The following is an 18068-nucleotide window of genomic DNA, read 5'->3' as shown; positions in this document are numbered from 1 at the left end:
TCCCAGCTATAAGATGAAGAAACATTTGATTCATCACATTTTTGGTGGTATTCGTCACATTTTTCTGTGTTATGTTTTCATTTCAGTTAATATTGTCTTATCAAAACCAATAACATGAAATTGAAAGACGTAAGAAAAATAGAGTTCTGGATGGCAACTGTCGTATTTGTCGCTGTTGTTTATGCTTTGCTTGTTGATACAAACAATCGGGATGATAGTGGTATGCATAACTATTTCATTGGTCAGAAAATAAACTACTCCTATTTTTTTAATTTTTTTGTACCCAAGTTTAGCTATTATCTGCTTCTATATTTGATGTTTCTCACATTAAATTTTGCCCTTATTCCTGCGCTCATCAACAGAAAACGGGAGCTGTTGAATTATTCATTACTAGCTGCTCTGATCTTGATATCTGGACTGATTTTAGGTGTATGCCGGACTTATAGCCATACCTATGAGCTTATGGATTTTGATAGTATTCAAAGAGGCTATAATAGCATGTTTTTTAAGTCCTTAACACAAGCAGTTCTATGGACAATCGTAATTTCTCTATACACCTGCATGCAATTTTTGATCAGCTATCTGCTTAAAAACAGGGTTGAAAACCCGGCTATACAAAAGCAGCTAAAAATGGATTTGGCCTTTGGAATTGGCTTTTGGTTTATCGGATTGTTTTTTTTGATCATATCTCACTCGCATTACCAACTTTCGGTGTTATGGACTTTGGTCGTGTTGTCTGCGGTTGGTATCGTAATCTATTCCTTATACTATTTGTTGCCAAAATTACATGAAAAACAAAAGAAATTCCGCGACTTCTTTTGGATTATCGCTGCGGTGAGTTTGGTTTTAGTTATACCATTAAGCATATTGGCCCTATTCTTCTTTAACCAGAACGGTGAAGTGATCTTTATCGTTGCCATGTTTCATTTACCCACGCAATTATTGGTTAGCGTTCCGCTTTCCTGGTTTCTCTTTAAAAAACGTCTAATGCGTCACAACGAAATTGCCTCCTTACGTACGGAGCTCGGTCAGTCGGACGCAAATCTGACTTTTCTGAAATCCCAAATAAACCCACACTTTTTATTTAATGCCTTAAACACATTGTATGGCACGGCATTACAGGAAAAAGCCGAACGGACAGGGGAGGGAATTCAGCGATTGGGCGATATGATGCGGTTTATGCTCCATGAAAATACGCAAGATAAAATCTCGTTGACGCGTGAAATAGAATACCTGAATAATTACATCGCTTTACAGACCCTGCGGACTTCGATGTCAGACAAAATTACCATTATAACGGAAATAGAAGAGCAGTTTGAAAATTATCAAATTACCCCTATGTTGCTGATCCCTTTCGTTGAGAACGCATTTAAGCATGGTATAAGCCTTCAGAAATCGTCTTATATTAAAATATCTTTGCAAGTGCGAGACCAGGTTTTGTTTTTCGATGTGAGTAATAGCATTAATCCGAAAAGTGATCGTGATCCCGAAAAACTAAAAAGTGGTGTCGGTTTGGAGAATGTACGCCAACGTCTTTCATTGCTATATCGAGATCGACATGAACTGATGATACGTGAAAATGCCAATGAATTTTTTATCCATTTAACTTTACATATTTAAAGATGGCTAGTGTTATTTAAATCTAACTAGTTCCATTATCTTTTAATCAATTATTCACCTGATTTATTGGTTCCTTAATTAACAGCAATGAAAAAAATACTTGTTTTTTTGCTTATGACCTTGTATTGTCTAAGCAGTCATGCTCAATTTAAATTGAGCGGTAAGATTTGGAATTATGATCCAAACAAGGCCTTGGAAATTAATATTCCTCTTGTTTTTGGTTTTTATAAAGAAAATTCGCAACGGATAACCGTTGCCAGCGATGGCACATTTGAGGTCGCACTGCCAATAACAGCTCGAAAATCCGCGACTCTAAATTACAGCAGTGTATTTCAAACCTTGTTATTAAGCCCCGGTAAAGATCTTATCCTGAATTTAACCGACACTACGATCGTATTTACAGACGGTAGTGCTTTGACAGAAAACAAAATTATACAGCAAATAAAACACGATGAAGTGCCTTTTTTTATGAAGGCCCCGAACGTAAATAATCTTGCTCAATGCTCTTTGGCTCAGTTGAGACAGCAAGTGTTAATTCCCTGTTTAGCGGATTGCAATCAAATCAATAAAGTGATCCAAACTAGTCCATTGTCTTCCTCACTAAAAAACTATATACGTACTGAGTTTTACGCGCAACGAATGAACCATCTGAACGATTTTGCCCGTGTCGCTGAATTGCCAAAGTCTACCGCAGATAGTTTGGTTCTAGAGCTGTTTGGAAAAGCACTTATTAATTTACAGGACGACTTTGGAGGCCCTTCTTTTTATTCTTTCTTTGACAATTACCTGCGTTATTTGGAAACGAAAGCATTTGTTAAGATTCGGGCCGAGAAAATTCCGTCTAGTGAACCAATCCCTTATTTCGGGATAAGCTTAGACAGTGCAAATAGATTAATGACTATCTATAGTAAAGATTATTGGCGGTTTATCGGTGCTTTAAATAATTTCTCCAAGCCTATCGTAGAAAAATACAATTTTCAACAATTGGTCAATCTATATCATGACAAGGACTTAACGCATTTAAAAGCATTGGCAGGAGCACATTGGAAGATATTTCCAAAAGATAAGCATACGCCGCTTGTTGAAAGCTATATTGCCGATCTTGACGCTCTTTTGGTGGCGAATAAACACAACAAACACATTCGGTTGATTGAAGATGATCAACCTATCTCATCGATCGACGACCTGATTGCTGAATTGAAAGGAAAAGTGGTCTATTTGGATGTTTGGGGAACCTGGTGTGGTCCCTGCAAGTTTGAATTGAAGTATACACCTGAACTGAAGAAAAGATACATGGATAAAGATATTGCCTTCGTTTATTTGGATATGGATGAAGACCATCGCGATCAGGACTGGAAAGACTTTATACGCGTCAACAATTTAACCGGAATCCATTTACGTAAAAATAGGAAACAGATTGAGCCCTTTTGGAAGGAATTACTGCTAAATGCAAAAGACAAAGCCGAATATTATCCGCAATATTTTATATTTGATAAAACAGGAAAATTAGTTGTGGAAAAGGCTCTTCGACCAAGTAATGGAAAACAACTGTATGACCAAATAGATCAGATTTTAAATCAATAATTGTTATGATAGCCATCGCGATAGATGATGAACCTGTGGCACTGCAGGTTATTGAACACCATATAGCTAAAGTCCCTTTTATTGAATTAAAAAGTACATTTACGGATGCGTTTATGGCGATTGATTATCTCCAGAAGGAGCAGGTGGACCTTATCTTTTTAGATATAAAAATGCCAGATATTTCAGGAATAGAGTTTCTGCGCAGTTTGAATACTTCGCCAATGGTGATTTTTACGACGGCTTATTCTGAGCATGCGCTATTGAGTTTCGAGCTCGACGCCATCGATTACTTGCTTAAACCATTTTCTATGAGCTGGTTTTTGAAAGCCTGCAACAAGGCGAGCGAATTGTATAGCCTTCGGGCAAAAAAGCTACAGCATAACAAAGACTATCTGTTCGTCAAAGATGGTTATGAACATGTTAAAGTTGAATTCGACCGTATCCTGTATATTGAAGCATCAGGCAATTACACCCAAATACATTTGAACGATAATAAATGCGTTAGTTCTAGAATTACCATTAGCGAGCTGCTGGAACTGCTCCCGAAGGGCGAATTTGTTCGTTGTCACAGAGCATTTATCGTCGCACGAAGTAAAATGATGAAGTTCGACAAAACCCAAATTTGGGTAGCAGACAGGGTTATTCCCATTGGAACGACATACACTGAATTGAAATTATATTAATTGACGCGTTTTTTGACTAATCAAGGCTGATTAGAAAGTAGGGAAGGCGGTGTGTTGTCCAAAAATCAAAGGGAGCGTATTTATGTTTTTAAAATAAATTGTATACTTTTGTAGCAACAGATCATTTGTGTTGTCAATTTTTAAAATTTAAAGTCATGTAATGCATTGTCGATATTTAGGAAGAAAGTAAACAACAGGATTTACCCGATTTGTTTACCCAATGCCTATGTCTTCAATTTTTTAGTATGGATTTAAATTTTAAAAATGGAATCAACAAAATATGGTCGTACCTATCATTTCCCATTTTCGCCAGGGACAAGCAGCGACGATCGTTTTAATCAATATTATTGGAAGGATATGCAATCTTTCCATCAACTGTTATTTACAGAAAAATTAGATGGCGAGAATAATTGCCTTTCACGGCGTGGAGTATTTGCACGATCTCATGCAGCTCCAACCACGTCGCCATGGACGGCCCAGCTTCGGGAGCATTGGTCCAGATTAAAAAACGATCTGGGTGATTTGGAGTTTTTTGGTGAAAATCTTTATGCTGTGCATTCGATCGAGTATATGCAACTTGAGCACTATTATTATGTTTTTGCTGCTCGAATTAAAGATCAGTGGCTTTCATGGGAAGAAGTTACTTTTTATGCCAGTTTATTTGATTTGCCTACTGTACCTGTTTTAAAACTCGACATGGTAAAGGATTTGACTGAGTTAGAACTTCGGCGTTTAGTCGAAAATTTGGCCATGCAGTCTTCTATATTTGGATCGGTTGATCCTAAAACTGAAGAAGCATGTACGATGGAGGGGTTAGTCTGCAGGAATGCTGATGCATATGCCGTCAGCGAATTTCAGCACAATGTTTTTAAATACGTTAGAAAAGGACATGTGCAGACCGACGAACATTGGACAAAATCATGGCGAAGAGCAAAAATGATTTGGGAAAGGAGGGATTATTCATGGAATGGACAATAGCAACAAATAAGGATTGGTCGGCTTTAGCGAAACAATTTTCTTGGGTCAGGGATATGGAACAGGTACAACAGGATCCTTTACATCATGCCGAAGGGAATGTCGCGATTCATACCCAAATGGTATTACAGCAGCTGGAAGCATTGCCTGAATATCGGAATCTGGATGAACAAAAGCAGGAGCTCCTCTGGGCTTCCGCTTTATTGCATGATGTCGAGAAGAGATCGACGACAGTTGTCGCTGCCGATGGTCGTATCAGTTCACCAAATCATGCCAAAAAAGGAGCACAGACCACACGGGAGATTTTATTTCGTGATGTGGAGACCCCTTTTGCATTACGGGAGGAAATTATCGCATTGGTACGCTATCATGGGTTGCCATTATGGTTGATGGAAAAAGCCGATCCGATGAAGAGCGCCTTGGAAGCGTCACTATGTGTCAAAATGAGTCAACTTAAGTTGTTGGCCGAAGCTGATGCTAAAGGAAGGTATTGTGGCGATTTGGATAATTTGCTCTATGCATTGGATATGTTCGAACTGTATAGTAAAGAGATTGGCTGCTGGGATGCCACGCGTTCTTTTTTGTCTGAAAATGCACGATTTACATATTTTAATGGAAACGATAGTTATGTTGGTTATGTGCCTTTTGATATATTCAAATCCACGATGACTGTACTTTCAGGTTTGCCGGGAATGGGCAAAGATTATCAGATTTTAGCAATGAATACCGACCTCCCCGTTATTAGTCTGGACGACATCAGACGCAAGTATCGCATTGATCCGACCGATAAAAAGAGAAACGGATGGGTTGTACAGGAAGCAAAAGAGCAGGCAAAAAAATACTTACGCTGCGGACAGGATTTTATCTGGAATGCCACTAATATAACTTCCCAGATGCGAAAACAATTGATCGATCTTTTTGTCAGCTATCAAGCCTACGTGAAATTGTTGTACGTTGAAAAACCCTACAAGATTTGGCGCACGCAGAATAACGATCGGGAATATCCACTGCCAGATGTTGTATTGGATAAAATGCTTCATAATTTGGAAGTTCCGCAGTTGACAGAGGCGCATGAGGTTCACTACATTACGGAATAGATGGCGCTTTTTAGCAGGAGATTGCGGCTTTGTAGATTGGTTTTACGGATTAAGTAAATAAAGTACGAAAAGTTCGAATTTTACGTTAGTATAGTAAGGTTGTTTTCTGATAAACCGTATTGGATACCATAAATGCGAATCAGCCCGCCTATTTTAATGGCGGGCTGATTTTCTGTTAGAATCCTTTTTAGGAACACTAGTCACAATGTGCTGTCATTCCTTCAATTTTGGTGTTAACATGGACATGAGGTCCTTTTCTTTGATATCGATGACATCCATTACTTGAATTTATTTTCCCAGCCTTGCTCTTCGAGCTTATTTGAAATGGTGCCGCATGTATTTTTTATGATAAAATGAATGAGTAGCTTTGTCTGTACAAAAAATTGACAGACTGTTGGAAAAACTGAAAGAACATATAAAGAAATTTGTCGCTATCGATCCGGTCGAATTAGAAGAAATATTGCATTACTTTAAGACCAAAACGGTCGCGAAAAAAGAAAATATACTGGAGGAGGGCCAAGTGTGTAGATACCATTTTTTTGTATTGAAAGGTATTCTCCGTAAATTCTTTGTTAATGAAAAGGGAGTCGAACAAACGACTGAATTTGCCATAGAAAATTGGTGGATTACGGACAATATGGCTTTCGAACATAAGCTTGTTACGTCATTTTACATTCAGGCCGTAGAGACCTCAGATTTAGTTTATATCAGTCAAGAAAATCAAGAAAAATTGGTAGCTGCATTTCCGATCATGGAGCGTTATTTTCGATTTGTCTACCAAAGGGCTTATGCTGCTGCGCAAATGCGGGTTAAATATCTATTCTCTAAATCTAAAGAAGAATTCTACCATGATATGCTCCGTAAATATCCGCAGTTTGTACAACGTGTTCCGCAATACCTGATTGCTTCGTATCTGGGATTTACGCCAGAATATTTAAGTGAAATCCGTAAAAAAATACTTCCCTGAATCTCTTGCTATAATTTCATTGCAATTGAAGGCTAATAGCATTGGTCCGAATCTGCAATGCGAAAAGGGCTAATTTGAAATTGAAGCTTGTGTTCTTTTGCATAGTCTTGTGCTAATTTTTCGAATTTTTCCATTGCCTTTTCCTCAGAAGCAGCAAAACAGTGCAGGTTTAATTCCAAGGGTTTCTCTGAGGTGGCCGGATCGATACGCAATTGTTCAACTTCGGAGAGGACAACAGCAAAAGAAGTTTTACAGATCTCAACTTCTAAATGCGGCCCTATTAATTGAGATGATATGCTATAATAAGAATCATTATTTTGGATTTCTTCCTGAAAGGGGTCTAAATAGGTCGTAACAATAGATCGATAACCATATTTAGCATTACCAAAGAAGTGATCAATATATTCCTGTGCTTTTTCATATGTTGAGAAGACACCTTCCAGATTGGTGAATAAATCTGGATCTTCTTTTACTTCTTTTGAAACTACTGTATATACCTTAATGGGGTTGGTTGTCATATTTTGTATGCTACTGTTTGTACATTAAGTAAAAGTAAGTTTTTCTGCAAAAAAACTAATTTAGACTTTTATCTATGAGCGATTCTAAGATAAAATCCTCGTTTTAAAATAAAAAATTTCCTTTGTTAACTTGTAGCCTGTTTAGAGCAGGTGTTTGTGCTTTAAAGTTGTATATAATTTTCGTATTCTCCAAATTTTTTACTGATTGTTTTTATTTACTTTTCTAAAATAATACGAATTGCGTACACGACCCTGTCGTTGAGCCCTTTTTATGACCATCGTATCATCAAGTTCCTCCTACAAATAACGTGAGCCTATGTTGAAGCTAACTTTTTTAGTTGTTTTCACTGTGAAGTTACCTAGATTATACGGCCTAGGTGGGGCAATGTTAAAAGTAAGCTAATGAGAAGGGCGGGCATGTAGAATTGGAGATTAATCTGATTACTTCTAATGCCCAATGATGGAGACCTGTTTTGGCTAACTCATCAACGATATGGTTTTGTCCCAAACTTCGATCCTTTCATTTGACCTGACGTAAATAATGTATGTGACTTTTGTTTCCCTGACCATAAAAAAAATTCTAGGTCATGTCGGTTTTGTATTTAGTAAAGTTTGTATTATTTATTTCGTTAAATTTAATTTATTTTAAATTTGTTTTAATTTAAAATATAGTGAAATTATAGTTTAAAAAGATGTCATTTTTTATCAAAACTATGCTCTTTTGTCTCAATTTATTTTTAAATTTTATTTGTTTTAAAGCCTATGAAGGGCTTTTTGTTTGCTATATATTGTTTTTTAGCCAGAGGGCTGAACTATCCTCTTTATTTTGTTGGGATGCCGTGATTTGATTTTTATAGGCATTCAAACGTTTTCGTAAATAAATGAATTAAAAAGGTTTGATTGTATTTTATTAATTAATACTATTGTTTTGTGTTGATTAAATAATAACCAATTGATATGAACGACTAAAAGGTCTTGTTGTTAGCCTTTTTATAGTTTTATTTATTAATAACCAATAAATCTTAATCTATGAGAAAATTTAATCATTTAATTTTCGTTAGTTTTTCTTTTTTGTGTATGCTATTGCTGTCGACAGGAACCGTTCATTCACAAGGAACTGGAAAAGAATTAACGGGCGTCGTCAAAACTAATGATGGGCGTTTTTTGGAAAAAGTCACCGTTTTGGTGAAGGGAACTTCAACAGGTACTGTAACAGATAGCTACGGTCGCTTTAGTGTAAAATTGCAGCATAATTCTGCTAAGGTTACTTTAAGTTTTACCCATACAGGGTACTTGTCCAAAGAACTTGAGGTAGAAGTGGGTAAGGAAATAGAGATCACCCTTTCTGAATCTACAGAGAATCTAGATGAAGTTGTCGTTATTGGCTACGGAACCGCCAAGAGGAAAGATGTGACCGGCGCAATCGTTTCTGTTCAGACCGAAAAGCTTGAGAAGGAGGCGCCCAGGTCAGTTCAGGATCTCCTGCGGGGAAATGCAGCGGGATTGGTGATTGGACAGGGAAATTCGGCAAAGGGGGATGCAAGCTTACAGGTAAGGGGAAAGGGAACATTGAAAGCTGGTAGTAGCCCCTTAAATGTTGTGGATGGTGTTATTTTTGACGGAACATTTGCTGATATTAATCCCAATGATATTCAGTCAATAGATATTTTAAAAGATGCCAGTGCAACTGCTGTATACGGTGCAAAAGCTGCCAACGGCGTTATCTTAATTACGACAAAAAGAGGTAAAAAAGGAAAACCGTCCATTACTTTCAATGGAAATTTTGGTATGGTGGAAAGTGCAGGTATGCCTGCAGTGATGAATGCTGGTGAGTTTTTGAAATATCGCTATGACTTTGAAGTAGGTCGTCGGACAGAGGACTATCTTAAAGCTCACCCCGAAATGTTCGTGGACCCAAGATTGCTCAATGGAACCAATCAATTGGACTGGTATAATTACGATCAAAAGACCCCCGTTACAAATGTAACAGAGGATCAGTTGATCAGGTCTTGGCTTTCTCGATTAGAGCTTAAGACGCCGGAGATTGAAAATTACATGAACAATAAGATTACGGATTGGCAGGATTTGGTTTTTCAAAAGGGGATCCAGCAGGATTATGCTGTTGCTGTATCGAATAGTAATGAGAACACTAACTACTATTTTTCCTTAAACCATGTTGATCGGGAGGGAGTAGTGGTTGGAAGTCGGTTTAAAAATTTCAGAACACGACTAAATCTCGAAACTAGAATTACATCCTATCTAAAAGTCGGGGCGAATACAAATTTCGCCGTTCGAAATGAGGGCTTTCTAAAATCCGATTGGAAACAATCAGCAGTGATTTCTCCCTTCGGATCTAATAATCTTGATGATCCTTCTAGTATTTATCAAAGACTGCCGACAGGCGATGTCACTCCCGTAAACCCATTCTTTGACAATCAATTTAGAGATCGAAAAAATAATTATAATACATTGAATTCCAGTTTGTACGGTGTGATTACTTTGCCATTTGGGATAGAATTGCAATCCAATTTTACCCCTTCATTTATCTGGCACGAGTATTATAACCACGATTCTTCAAAAAATCCCGAGTGGAAGGCAAAAGGTGGAAGTAGCGAACGCTCATTTGAAAAAACATACAATTGGCAGTTAGATAATGTATTGCGTTGGAAGCGGCGTTTTGATGTACATAATTTTGAAGTAACATTGCTTCAAAATGCAGAGAAAGGGCAGTTTTGGCGAACCAAGGCCACAGCTTCTCAGTTTGTACCTTCTGATATTCTGGGCTGGCATCGATTACAGGCCGGTACAATTCCATTGAACGAAAGCGAAGACAAATATCAAACCGGAGATGCCTTAATGGCTCGCTTGTTTTATTCGTTTAAAGATCGCTATATGCTGACTGCTTCTATACGACGCGACGGATATTCAGCCTTTGGCGCTCAAAATCCAAGGGCAACCTTTCCAGCCCTGGCTTTTGCCTGGGATTTTACAGCGGAAGGTTTTATGAAAAATACCAAATCTTGGTTGGATTATGGTAAGCTGCGACTTTCTTGGGGAAGAAATGGTAATCGTGATATTGAGCTTTACGAAGCGCTTTCCGACATGACCTCTGGATTACATCCCTATATTGATGCGAGTGGAAACCTCTATCTTTCGTCTCAGTTATACGTAAATAGAATGGCCAATTTGGGCTTGAAATGGGAGAGTAAAAGTTCGTATAATGCCGGTTTGGACTTTTCAGTCTTCCATGGCCGTCTCAGTGGTGCACTGGATTTTTATACGGCAACAACCCAGGATTTATTGGTAGATCGCGCATTGCCAGAAATTATCGGATTTAGCAGTGTTGCTGCCAATCTTGGTGAGCTCTCCAATAAAGGTTTTGATATTACCTTAAATAGTAACATCATGAATAGGGGCGATTTTAGTTGGAATGCGACGGCGATCTTTATGTTGAATCGGAGAAAAATTGTGAAGTTGTATGGCGATATGGTGGATGTAAAAGATAGTGAAGGAAATGTCGTCGGCCAAAAGGAAGCGGACGATGTTAAAAATAGATGGTTTATTGGACAGGATCCCGACCGGATATGGGCCTACCAACGAAATGGAATCTGGCAACTAGGGGAAGAGGAAATGGCTGCAAAATATGGTAACCAACCTGGCGATTTTAAATATGTAGATCAAAATGGAGATGGGGTCTTAACGGATGCCGACCGTGTATTTCAGGGGTATACAACACCGCGTTTTAGGTGGTCGTTTCGAAATGAATTGCGTTATAAAGAGCTGAGTTTTTCATTTTTAATTTATTCCAATTGGGGGCATTATGGAGACTTTAATCAGGCTGCAAACAACAGTAATTTTGCAGATCGGAGTACCGACTATGCACTACAGCGTTGGACGCCAGAAAATCCGATCAACGATTACGCGCGTATAGGATCAAAAAATAATGGTACAAACTACGTCAACATGTCCTTTATGCGTTTGGACAACATGGTGCTTTCTTACAGTCTGCCAAAATTTATCTTGCAATCGTTAAGAATTCAGCAGCTTCGTATTTCAGCTTCGATTAGAAATGTAGCATACTTGACAAAAGATTTTAAATTTGGAGACCCCGAAAGAAGCTGGAAAAGCGATGCATTGGCAGATGTTGGCGACCCAGCCCCCCGCACATATAATTTAAGTTTAAACTTTACCCTTTAATCACTAGATCATGAAATTCAAAAAAAATATACTATATAGTTTATGTATTGGTTCAATGGCTGTTTTTACATTTTCGTGCAGTAAGGATTGGCTTAAACCGAAACCCCTGTCTTTCTATGAACCAGATGTTGCGCTAGCCGATGCGCAAGGGATGTACTCCGCTTTAACGGCCTGTGAAAGAAATATGCGGCATGAGTTTTTTGGCGATGCTGCGCCCATTCTGACCGAGATTATCCAATCTGAAGTAGCCGTAGAGGGGACAACAGATAAAGCTGGTCCACAAATGGATATGGATATTGCACTGCTCCCCGATGCAGATCTCAATCACAACGATAGAACTAAAGTGGGGTGGTATTGGTACGAAGGATTTAAGGGAATAAAATATGCCAATCTTATTATTTCAAGAATAGATGCCGGAACTTTTAAAGACGAAAATGAAAAAAACGCGATTTTAGGAGCAGCTTATTTTCAACGTGCCTACCGTTATTTCAAATTAGTGCATCAGTTTGGTGATGTGCCCTTCATTGATAAAGAAATAAATGAACCGAAATATGATTTCTATAGCTACGATCGTTGGAGTATTCTCGAGAAATTGCGAAAAGACCTGGAATTTGCCTATCAATGGGTGCCCGAAAGAGTAGACCGTGGACGTACCTCCAAATCTGCCTGCGGTGTATTGTTGATGAAGGTCTGTATGGCTTTGGCAGATTTTGATCGGGCAATCGCCATCGGCAAAGAAATTGTTGCTATTCATCCACTTATGAAAAGTAGATTTACGGTGAATAAAAGTAGACCAAATACCAATCTGATGTTTGACCTTCATAGTGTTGAAGCAAAATTAGATGGTGCCAATACCGAAGGTTTAATGTATGTAGTTTCTTATCCTGGAGTTGATGGCTCTGATCGTATCAGAACAATGCGTAATGGCGTTCCTTTTTGGAACAACGGCGGTATAAAAACACCAGACGGGAAAACGGGGGCAGGATTATCATTGGCAGCGGATGAAACTGATCTTTCATTGGACTTAAATAAGAACTATGGTCGTGGTATAGGACGATTGCGTCCAACCTGGTATTTTACAAATCAGATTTGGAGGCCTGGCAAAGAGGATAATGACTTGCGGGGGATCTTTAACCGGGATAGTTGGCGAAAGATGGAAGATTTGAAGTACAATGAGCCCAACTTAAAAAAGACGGGCAATCCCTGGTATGGAAAAAATCTGGTTAAACCGGTGGGAATGAGTGTGGAGGATTCCATTCGGCTATGGTTCTCTTGGCCGCATTACAAATTATTTGTGCCGGATCCATTGCAGACACAATGGGAAGGCGGGGAGACCCCGTGGTATATTTACCGTTCTGCAGAAGTCTATTTATTGTTGGCCGAAAGTTACTATTGGAAAAATGATCTTGGTCAGGCTGCCATTGCCATTAACGAAGTCCGTCAACGCGCCGGTGCATCACAGCTAACAGCAGATGAAATCAATATCGGTGAGCTATTAGATGAGCGCGCACGTGAGTTGTATTACGAAGAAAACAGACATATTGAGCTCGTAAGGATTGCCTATACCTATGCAAAGACCCGAAAACCATGCGAAATTTTTGGTGGTCGTGTCTATGATTTAAAACAGATTAGCGGCCCAGGCGGAACGAATGCGAACATTAAACAAACTGGAGTTAATTTCTGGTACGATAGAGTGGTTGCTAAAAGTAATTTCTATAATAAAGGGGTAAAACATAAGTGGGCCGAATATAAAATTAGTGTGCACCATATATTATGGCCTGTGCCCGCTAATGCGATTAATACCAATATTAAAGGTGTTATCAATCAAAATATAGGTTACCCAGGTGCAGAGAAAAATAAAACGCCGCTATTGGTTGAAGGTAAGTAACAAGTGTTTTCAAACGTTTTCGTAAATAAATCAGATCATTTGATTCATTTCACTTATATTAATTGATATTATTGTTTCGCTGAGTCAAATGATTAATGACTGCTTAGTAAATGATATGTATCAGGCTTGAATGTGGAGAAGCTGTGGATTGATAATTTTCAATAAATTGGCCAGACACACGTTGTAAGTTACAAACCAATGATGAATAAATAAACCGGGTCAATAGACTCAAGATTAAATTTTACAATGAAAAGAAATACACTATTTAAATCTGTTTTGATGGCTGCTATGGTCGGCAATGCTGTTATGTCGTATGCCCAGACAGATAAGAGTAATGAGAAAGGTTGGACGAACCTTTTTGATGGAAAAACGCTAAATGGCTGGAAGTCTGTCGGCGGAAAAGCACCTTATTCTATAGAGGGCGATGCTATCGTAGGTCGAATGACAAAAGGTACACCCAATTCTTTTTTGATCACTGAAAAAGAATATGGTGATTTCATATTGGAGCTGGATGTTAAACTTGAAGGCAATGAAACAAACTCAGGTATTCAGACACGGAGCCATCTTGATCCAAAGGCTAATGATGGACGCGGACGTGTATATGGAAGGCAAGTAGAAATAGACCCCTCTGCCCGTGCTTGGACAGGTGGAATCTATGATGAGGCGCGTCGTGGATGGATTTATCCACTCGATTTAAATGAAAATGCTAAAAAAGCCTATAAAGTAGAGGAATTCAATCATATTCGAATTGAAGCCATTGGTGATGAGCTGCGCACTTGGATCAACGATATTCCTGTTGCTTATGTCGTTGATACGATCGATAGATCTGGCTTTATCGGGTTGCAGGTGCATGGTATTCCACCTAAACTGGATGGAAAGAAAGTGTACTTTAAGAATATTAAAATAAAAACAACCGACCTCAAATCAAAAGGTTTTCCAAAAGATCTTTATATCGTGAACTTGAAGCCAAACGACTTGGCTGACGCTGAAAAGAAGAAAGGTGTTAAGCTTTTGTTCGACGGTAAAACCAATAAGGGCTGGCGGAGTATACATGGCGATAAATTTCCGGAACGCGGTTGGGAAGTTAAGGATGGCCAAATGACTGTGCTAAAATCTGACGGTGGTGAATCGACCAATGGTGGCGATATCGTCACAAAAGATAAATACGCGGTGTTTGATCTTTCATTTGAATTTAAGCTTAGTCCGGGAGCCAATAGTGGTGTTAAGTATTTTGTGACTTTAAAAGAAAAATCAAAAGGATCGGCTATTGGTTTGGAATATCAAGTGCTGGATGATGCTTTACATCCTGACGCGAAGTTGGGACGTGACGGAAATCGTACCTTGGCATCGCTTTACGATCTCATTACATCCAATCGTGATGATCGCGCGCGTAGACCGATCGGCGAGTGGAATAGAGGTCGAGTTGTGGTCACAGCAGATAACAAAGTTGAACACTATTTAAATGGCATTAAGATGTTGTCTTATGAGCGGGGATCCAAAGCGTTTAAAGATTTAGTTCAGATCAGTAAATACAAAGATTGGGAAAACTTTGGCGAAGCGAAGGAAGGTTTTATTCTTCTCCAGGACCATGGTGATCGTGTTTCATTTCGCAGCATAAAAATTAATACACCGAATTAAGCCTATCTCTTATGAATCATTATTTATCGCGCAGAAGCTTTGTTAAACAGTCCGTTATCGCTGCAGGAGCGGTTATGCTGTCCAATAGTGTATTGGGGAATGTCAATTTGGCCAAACCAAATGAACGTGTCAACTTAGCCTGTGTAGGCTTGGGAAACAGGGCTGCCGACATCATTAAAGAACTCTATAAAACAGGACTCTGTAATATTGTTGCGCTATGTGATGTCGATCTTGGTGCGAAACATACGCAGGAAATTTTGGGTTTGTTTCCCGATGCACCGAAGTTTAAGGATTTCAGGGTAATGTTTGACAAAATGGGAAATCAGATTGATGCTGTAAGTGTCGGAACTCCTGATTTTTCGCATTTTGCCATAACGATGCTTGCACTGGATTTAGGTAAACATGTCTACGTGGAAAAACCAATGGCGAGAACATTCCTTGAAGTCGAACTAATGGCAAATAAAGCTCGGAAAAACCCTAAGCTTGCTACGCAAATGGGAAATCAAGGGCACTCCGAAGCAAATTACTTTCAGTTTAAAGCCTGGAAGGATGCCGGCATTATTAAGGATGTGACACGCATCGATGCGCACATGAATATGCCGCGTAGATGGCATGGCTGGGATGTAAATATAAAGGGTTTTCCTGCCGCAGAAATGATCCCCGAAACATTAGATTGGGATCTTTGGCAAATGCAGACTATTGGCCATAATTATAATAAGGATTTTGTGAATGGTCAATGGCGCTGTTGGTATGATTTTGGAATGGGGGCTCTGGGCGATTGGGGGGCACATATATTGGATACAGCACATGAATTTTTAGATTTGGGGCTGCCTACAGAAGTGTCTGCTGTGAAGCTCGACGGGTATAATTCCTATTTTTTCCCTATGTCTTCAACCTTGAAATTTCATTTCCCAAAAAGGAAAAAGATGCCAGCAGTCGATATCAATTGGTATGATGGACTGGATAATTTGCCACCTATACCCGAAGGCTATGGTGTATCTGGATTGGATCCCAATATTCCTGCACCTAGTACAGGGAAATTGGAACCCGCCAAACTAAATCCTGGGAAAATTATCTACAGCAAGGATTTGATATTTAAAGGTGGCTCCCATGCCAGTACCTTGCAGATTATTCCAGCAACGAAAGCCAAGGAAATGGAGTCTCGGTTACCGGAAGTGCCAAAATCACCGTCAAACCACTTTGCTAATTTCTTGAAAGGTTGTAAAGGCGAAGAAAAAACCCGCTCGGCTTTTGAAATTGCAGGTCCTCTGAGCCAAGTATTTTGCTTGGGTGTAATTGCACAACGCTTAAACAGTAAGTTGATATTGAATACGCAGACAAAAGAAGTGACCAATGATAAGTTTGCCAACGCACTCTTAGCCGGACCTCCACCAGCAAGAGGTTGGGAGCAATATTATAAGATGTAAAGGCCATTAAATGGGTATCTAAAAGAAAGGGCAATGTGAACATTGCCCTTTTTATGTTTGAAATGAAAAGCCTTTATAACCTATCCTGCTTTTAATGGGAAGATGGACGTACTTTTTCTCGATTCGGTGATATGATAAAGGATGATGGAAGATTATATTTTTGCAGTCATTTATAAAAAAAGGTTTTCAAACGGGGAGAATGAAAACCTTAAATAACCAATTATAAACCTAAATTATGATGACACAAATGTAAGTGTATTTACTACACTATGCAAATTTATTTTAAAAAATAATTGAATCGACTTTAAACAAGCTATAGGAAGTAGCTATTTTTATAGGAGTAAACTGTATTTTTGACGAAACGGACTGCTATCTGCATTCTTTTTAAACGCTGTAGCTTTATGGATTTTAAAAAGCATCCGCGTAGACTTTTAGCTATTTTAAAAGCATGGAAAATTTAGAAGTATGGATGCGTGGACCTATTGAAGGGGTTCCCGCTCTTCTCCAACCTGTTGCGCATGCACTTTTGCAAGTTGAAGAAGATGTTTTGAAGTATACCGCACAAATATCCTCAGCGCAGCTTTGGACAAAACCGGGTGGCAACGCCAGTATAGGTTTTCACCTGCAACATATTCGTGGAGTAATCGATCGCATGTTTACTTATGCCGAAAATAAATCCTTAACGGATAAACAATTTGACGACCTCCGTCAGGAAGGTCTAGAAAATAGTGCTTTAAGCGTGATATCGCTTGTAGAAAACTTACATCGGCAGATTCAGCAATCTTTGCAAAAACTGGCGTTAATTGATCCGGACACCTTGACGGAACTACGTTTCTTGGGTAGAAAACGGATCCCTACTACGTTGATTGGTTTGTTGTTCCACGCTGCAGAGCATGCACAGCGTCATGTCGGCCAATTACTGGTAACAGCACGATGTATGAACTAAAAACAACCTTTCGTTCTGTCAGCTAAAGTCTAAGATTTTTGAACCTGTTGTAACTTCTCTCCCCATTTCCCTAGTTCTCGAATAATTGGTTTGAGTTCATATCCCAGTGCAGTCAGCTCATAAAGTACACGTGCCGGGACTTCTGCATATACAGTACGTTTAATAATGTTATCATCTTCTAGCTTGCGCAATTGTAAGGTGAGCATACGTTCAGTGATACCCGGTAAACATTTTTTGATTTCAGAATAACGTAGCGCGCCATTGATGAGATAGCAGCATATGGCTAGAGCCCATTGACCACCAATCACATTAGCGGCAAAAACTTCGGGGCAATTATGCTCAAGTTGCTTTTTATTTGAAAAGTTAGTGGAGCTCGTCTTGATTTTAGTCATACGCACATTTTTTATAGTACCTAACATTGGGTTACAGATAAGCCAAAATAGGAATTATGTCGCTATTTTTAAATCATAGTCCTGTCGTTTATTAAAACTGCCGCTACGAATCGGCTAAATGTGGTGACTTGTGCAT

The 18068-nt window shown here is 38.9% G+C and carries 13 protein-coding genes; 11 read left to right on the top strand and 2 right to left on the bottom strand.

Annotated features, from left to right (window positions below; translation table 11 throughout):
- Positions 1 to 114: 114 nt before the first annotated feature.
- The 6 genes from B3E92_RS13330 (at position 115) to B3E92_RS13305 (ending at position 6926) form a co-directional block, all read left to right on the top strand.
- Positions 115 to 1620 (top strand): sensor histidine kinase, encoded by a 1506-nt coding sequence (locus B3E92_RS13330; RefSeq protein ID WP_286897194.1) that lies wholly within the window; start codon positions 115 to 117, stop codon positions 1618 to 1620.
- Between the two features lie 87 nt (positions 1621 to 1707).
- On the top strand, positions 1708 to 3204 hold the full coding sequence (locus tag B3E92_RS13325; protein WP_286897193.1) for a TlpA family protein disulfide reductase: 1497 nt from the start codon (positions 1708 to 1710) through the stop codon (positions 3202 to 3204).
- Positions 3205 to 3209: 5 nt separating this feature from the next.
- Positions 3210 to 3887 (top strand): LytR/AlgR family response regulator transcription factor, encoded by a 678-nt coding sequence (locus B3E92_RS13320; protein ID WP_115047925.1) that lies wholly within the window; start codon positions 3210 to 3212, stop codon positions 3885 to 3887.
- Positions 3888 to 4151: 264 nt separating this feature from the next.
- Positions 4152 to 4865, top strand: a complete 714-nt coding sequence (locus B3E92_RS13315) for an RNA ligase family protein (protein WP_115047927.1) — start codon at positions 4152 to 4154, stop codon at positions 4863 to 4865.
- Positions 4808 to 5959 carry an AAA family ATPase gene (locus B3E92_RS13310; RefSeq protein ID WP_286897189.1) on the top strand — a complete coding sequence of 384 codons (1152 nt, stop codon included), beginning with the start codon at positions 4808 to 4810 and terminating at the stop codon, positions 5957 to 5959. Before B3E92_RS13315 ends, B3E92_RS13310 begins: the two co-directional genes overlap by 58 nt.
- A 394-nt stretch (positions 5960 to 6353) precedes the next feature.
- Positions 6354 to 6926, top strand: a complete 573-nt coding sequence (locus B3E92_RS13305; protein WP_236560159.1) for a Crp/Fnr family transcriptional regulator — start codon at positions 6354 to 6356, stop codon at positions 6924 to 6926.
- A gap of 32 nt (positions 6927 to 6958) precedes the next feature.
- Here the strand turns inward: B3E92_RS13305 and B3E92_RS13300 are convergent, their stop codons facing one another.
- Positions 6959 to 7444: a hypothetical protein gene (locus B3E92_RS13300; protein WP_070569433.1), complete on the bottom strand. Its 486-nt coding sequence runs from the start codon at positions 7442 to 7444 to the stop codon at positions 6959 to 6961.
- 1029 nt (positions 7445 to 8473) lie between these two features.
- Between B3E92_RS13300 and B3E92_RS13295 the strand changes: the two genes are divergently transcribed.
- The 5 genes from B3E92_RS13295 (at position 8474) to B3E92_RS13275 (ending at position 17540) form a co-directional block, all read left to right on the top strand.
- Complete coding sequence (locus tag B3E92_RS13295; RefSeq protein WP_286897186.1) at positions 8474 to 11641, top strand: SusC/RagA family TonB-linked outer membrane protein; 3168 nt, start codon at positions 8474 to 8476, stop codon at positions 11639 to 11641.
- 10 nt (positions 11642 to 11651) lie between these two features.
- On the top strand, positions 11652 to 13529 hold the full coding sequence (locus tag B3E92_RS13290) for a RagB/SusD family nutrient uptake outer membrane protein (protein ID WP_115047933.1): 1878 nt from the start codon (positions 11652 to 11654) through the stop codon (positions 13527 to 13529).
- A gap of 246 nt (positions 13530 to 13775) precedes the next feature.
- Complete coding sequence (locus tag B3E92_RS13285; RefSeq protein ID WP_084823277.1) at positions 13776 to 15167, top strand: 3-keto-disaccharide hydrolase; 1392 nt, start codon at positions 13776 to 13778, stop codon at positions 15165 to 15167.
- Between the two features lie 11 nt (positions 15168 to 15178).
- Positions 15179 to 16594, top strand: coding sequence for a Gfo/Idh/MocA family protein (locus tag B3E92_RS13280; RefSeq protein ID WP_070569442.1), 1416 nt, complete (start codon positions 15179 to 15181; stop codon positions 16592 to 16594).
- 448 nt (positions 16595 to 17042) lie between these two features.
- Positions 17043 to 17540 carry a DinB family protein gene (locus B3E92_RS13275; RefSeq protein ID WP_115047937.1) on the top strand — a complete coding sequence of 166 codons (498 nt, stop codon included), beginning with the start codon at positions 17043 to 17045 and terminating at the stop codon, positions 17538 to 17540.
- Between the two features lie 29 nt (positions 17541 to 17569).
- Here B3E92_RS13275 and B3E92_RS13270 read toward each other — a convergent pair whose 3' ends face one another.
- Complete coding sequence (locus B3E92_RS13270) at positions 17570 to 17932, bottom strand: winged helix-turn-helix transcriptional regulator (RefSeq protein ID WP_046676349.1); 363 nt, start codon at positions 17930 to 17932, stop codon at positions 17570 to 17572.
- Between the last annotated feature and the right edge of the window lie 136 nt (positions 17933 to 18068).

It is taken from the genome of Sphingobacterium sp. UBA6317 (assembly GCF_002440385.1).
GTDB classification, from domain to species: domain Bacteria; phylum Bacteroidota; class Bacteroidia; order Sphingobacteriales; family Sphingobacteriaceae; genus Sphingobacterium; species Sphingobacterium multivorum.
The sequence above is the reverse complement of the archived record's forward strand: the minus strand, read 5'-3'. Positions and strand labels throughout refer to the sequence as shown.

Coding starts and splice junctions, on each gene's coding strand:
- B3E92_RS13280 (WP_070569442.1), top strand. CDS start 15,179: ATGAATCATTATTTATCGCGCAGAAGCTTTGTTAAACAGTCCGTTATC.
- B3E92_RS13315 (WP_115047927.1), top strand. CDS start 4,152: ATGGAATCAACAAAATATGGTCGTACCTATCATTTCCCATTTTCGCCA.
- B3E92_RS13330 (WP_286897194.1), top strand. CDS start 115: ATGAAATTGAAAGACGTAAGAAAAATAGAGTTCTGGATGGCAACTGTC.
- B3E92_RS13320 (WP_115047925.1), top strand. CDS start 3,210: ATGATAGCCATCGCGATAGATGATGAACCTGTGGCACTGCAGGTTATT.
- B3E92_RS13295 (WP_286897186.1), top strand. CDS start 8,474: ATGAGAAAATTTAATCATTTAATTTTCGTTAGTTTTTCTTTTTTGTGT.
- B3E92_RS13310 (WP_286897189.1), top strand. CDS start 4,808: ATGGCGAAGAGCAAAAATGATTTGGGAAAGGAGGGATTATTCATGGAA.
- B3E92_RS13325 (WP_286897193.1), top strand. CDS start 1,708: ATGAAAAAAATACTTGTTTTTTTGCTTATGACCTTGTATTGTCTAAGC.
- B3E92_RS13275 (WP_115047937.1), top strand. CDS start 17,043: ATGGAAAATTTAGAAGTATGGATGCGTGGACCTATTGAAGGGGTTCCC.
- B3E92_RS13285 (WP_084823277.1), top strand. CDS start 13,776: ATGAAAAGAAATACACTATTTAAATCTGTTTTGATGGCTGCTATGGTC.
- B3E92_RS13290 (WP_115047933.1), top strand. CDS start 11,652: ATGAAATTCAAAAAAAATATACTATATAGTTTATGTATTGGTTCAATG.
- B3E92_RS13300 (WP_070569433.1), bottom strand. CDS start 7,444: ATGACAACCAACCCCATTAAGGTATATACAGTAGTTTCAAAAGAAGTA.
- B3E92_RS13270 (WP_046676349.1), bottom strand. CDS start 17,932: ATGACTAAAATCAAGACGAGCTCCACTAACTTTTCAAATAAAAAGCAA.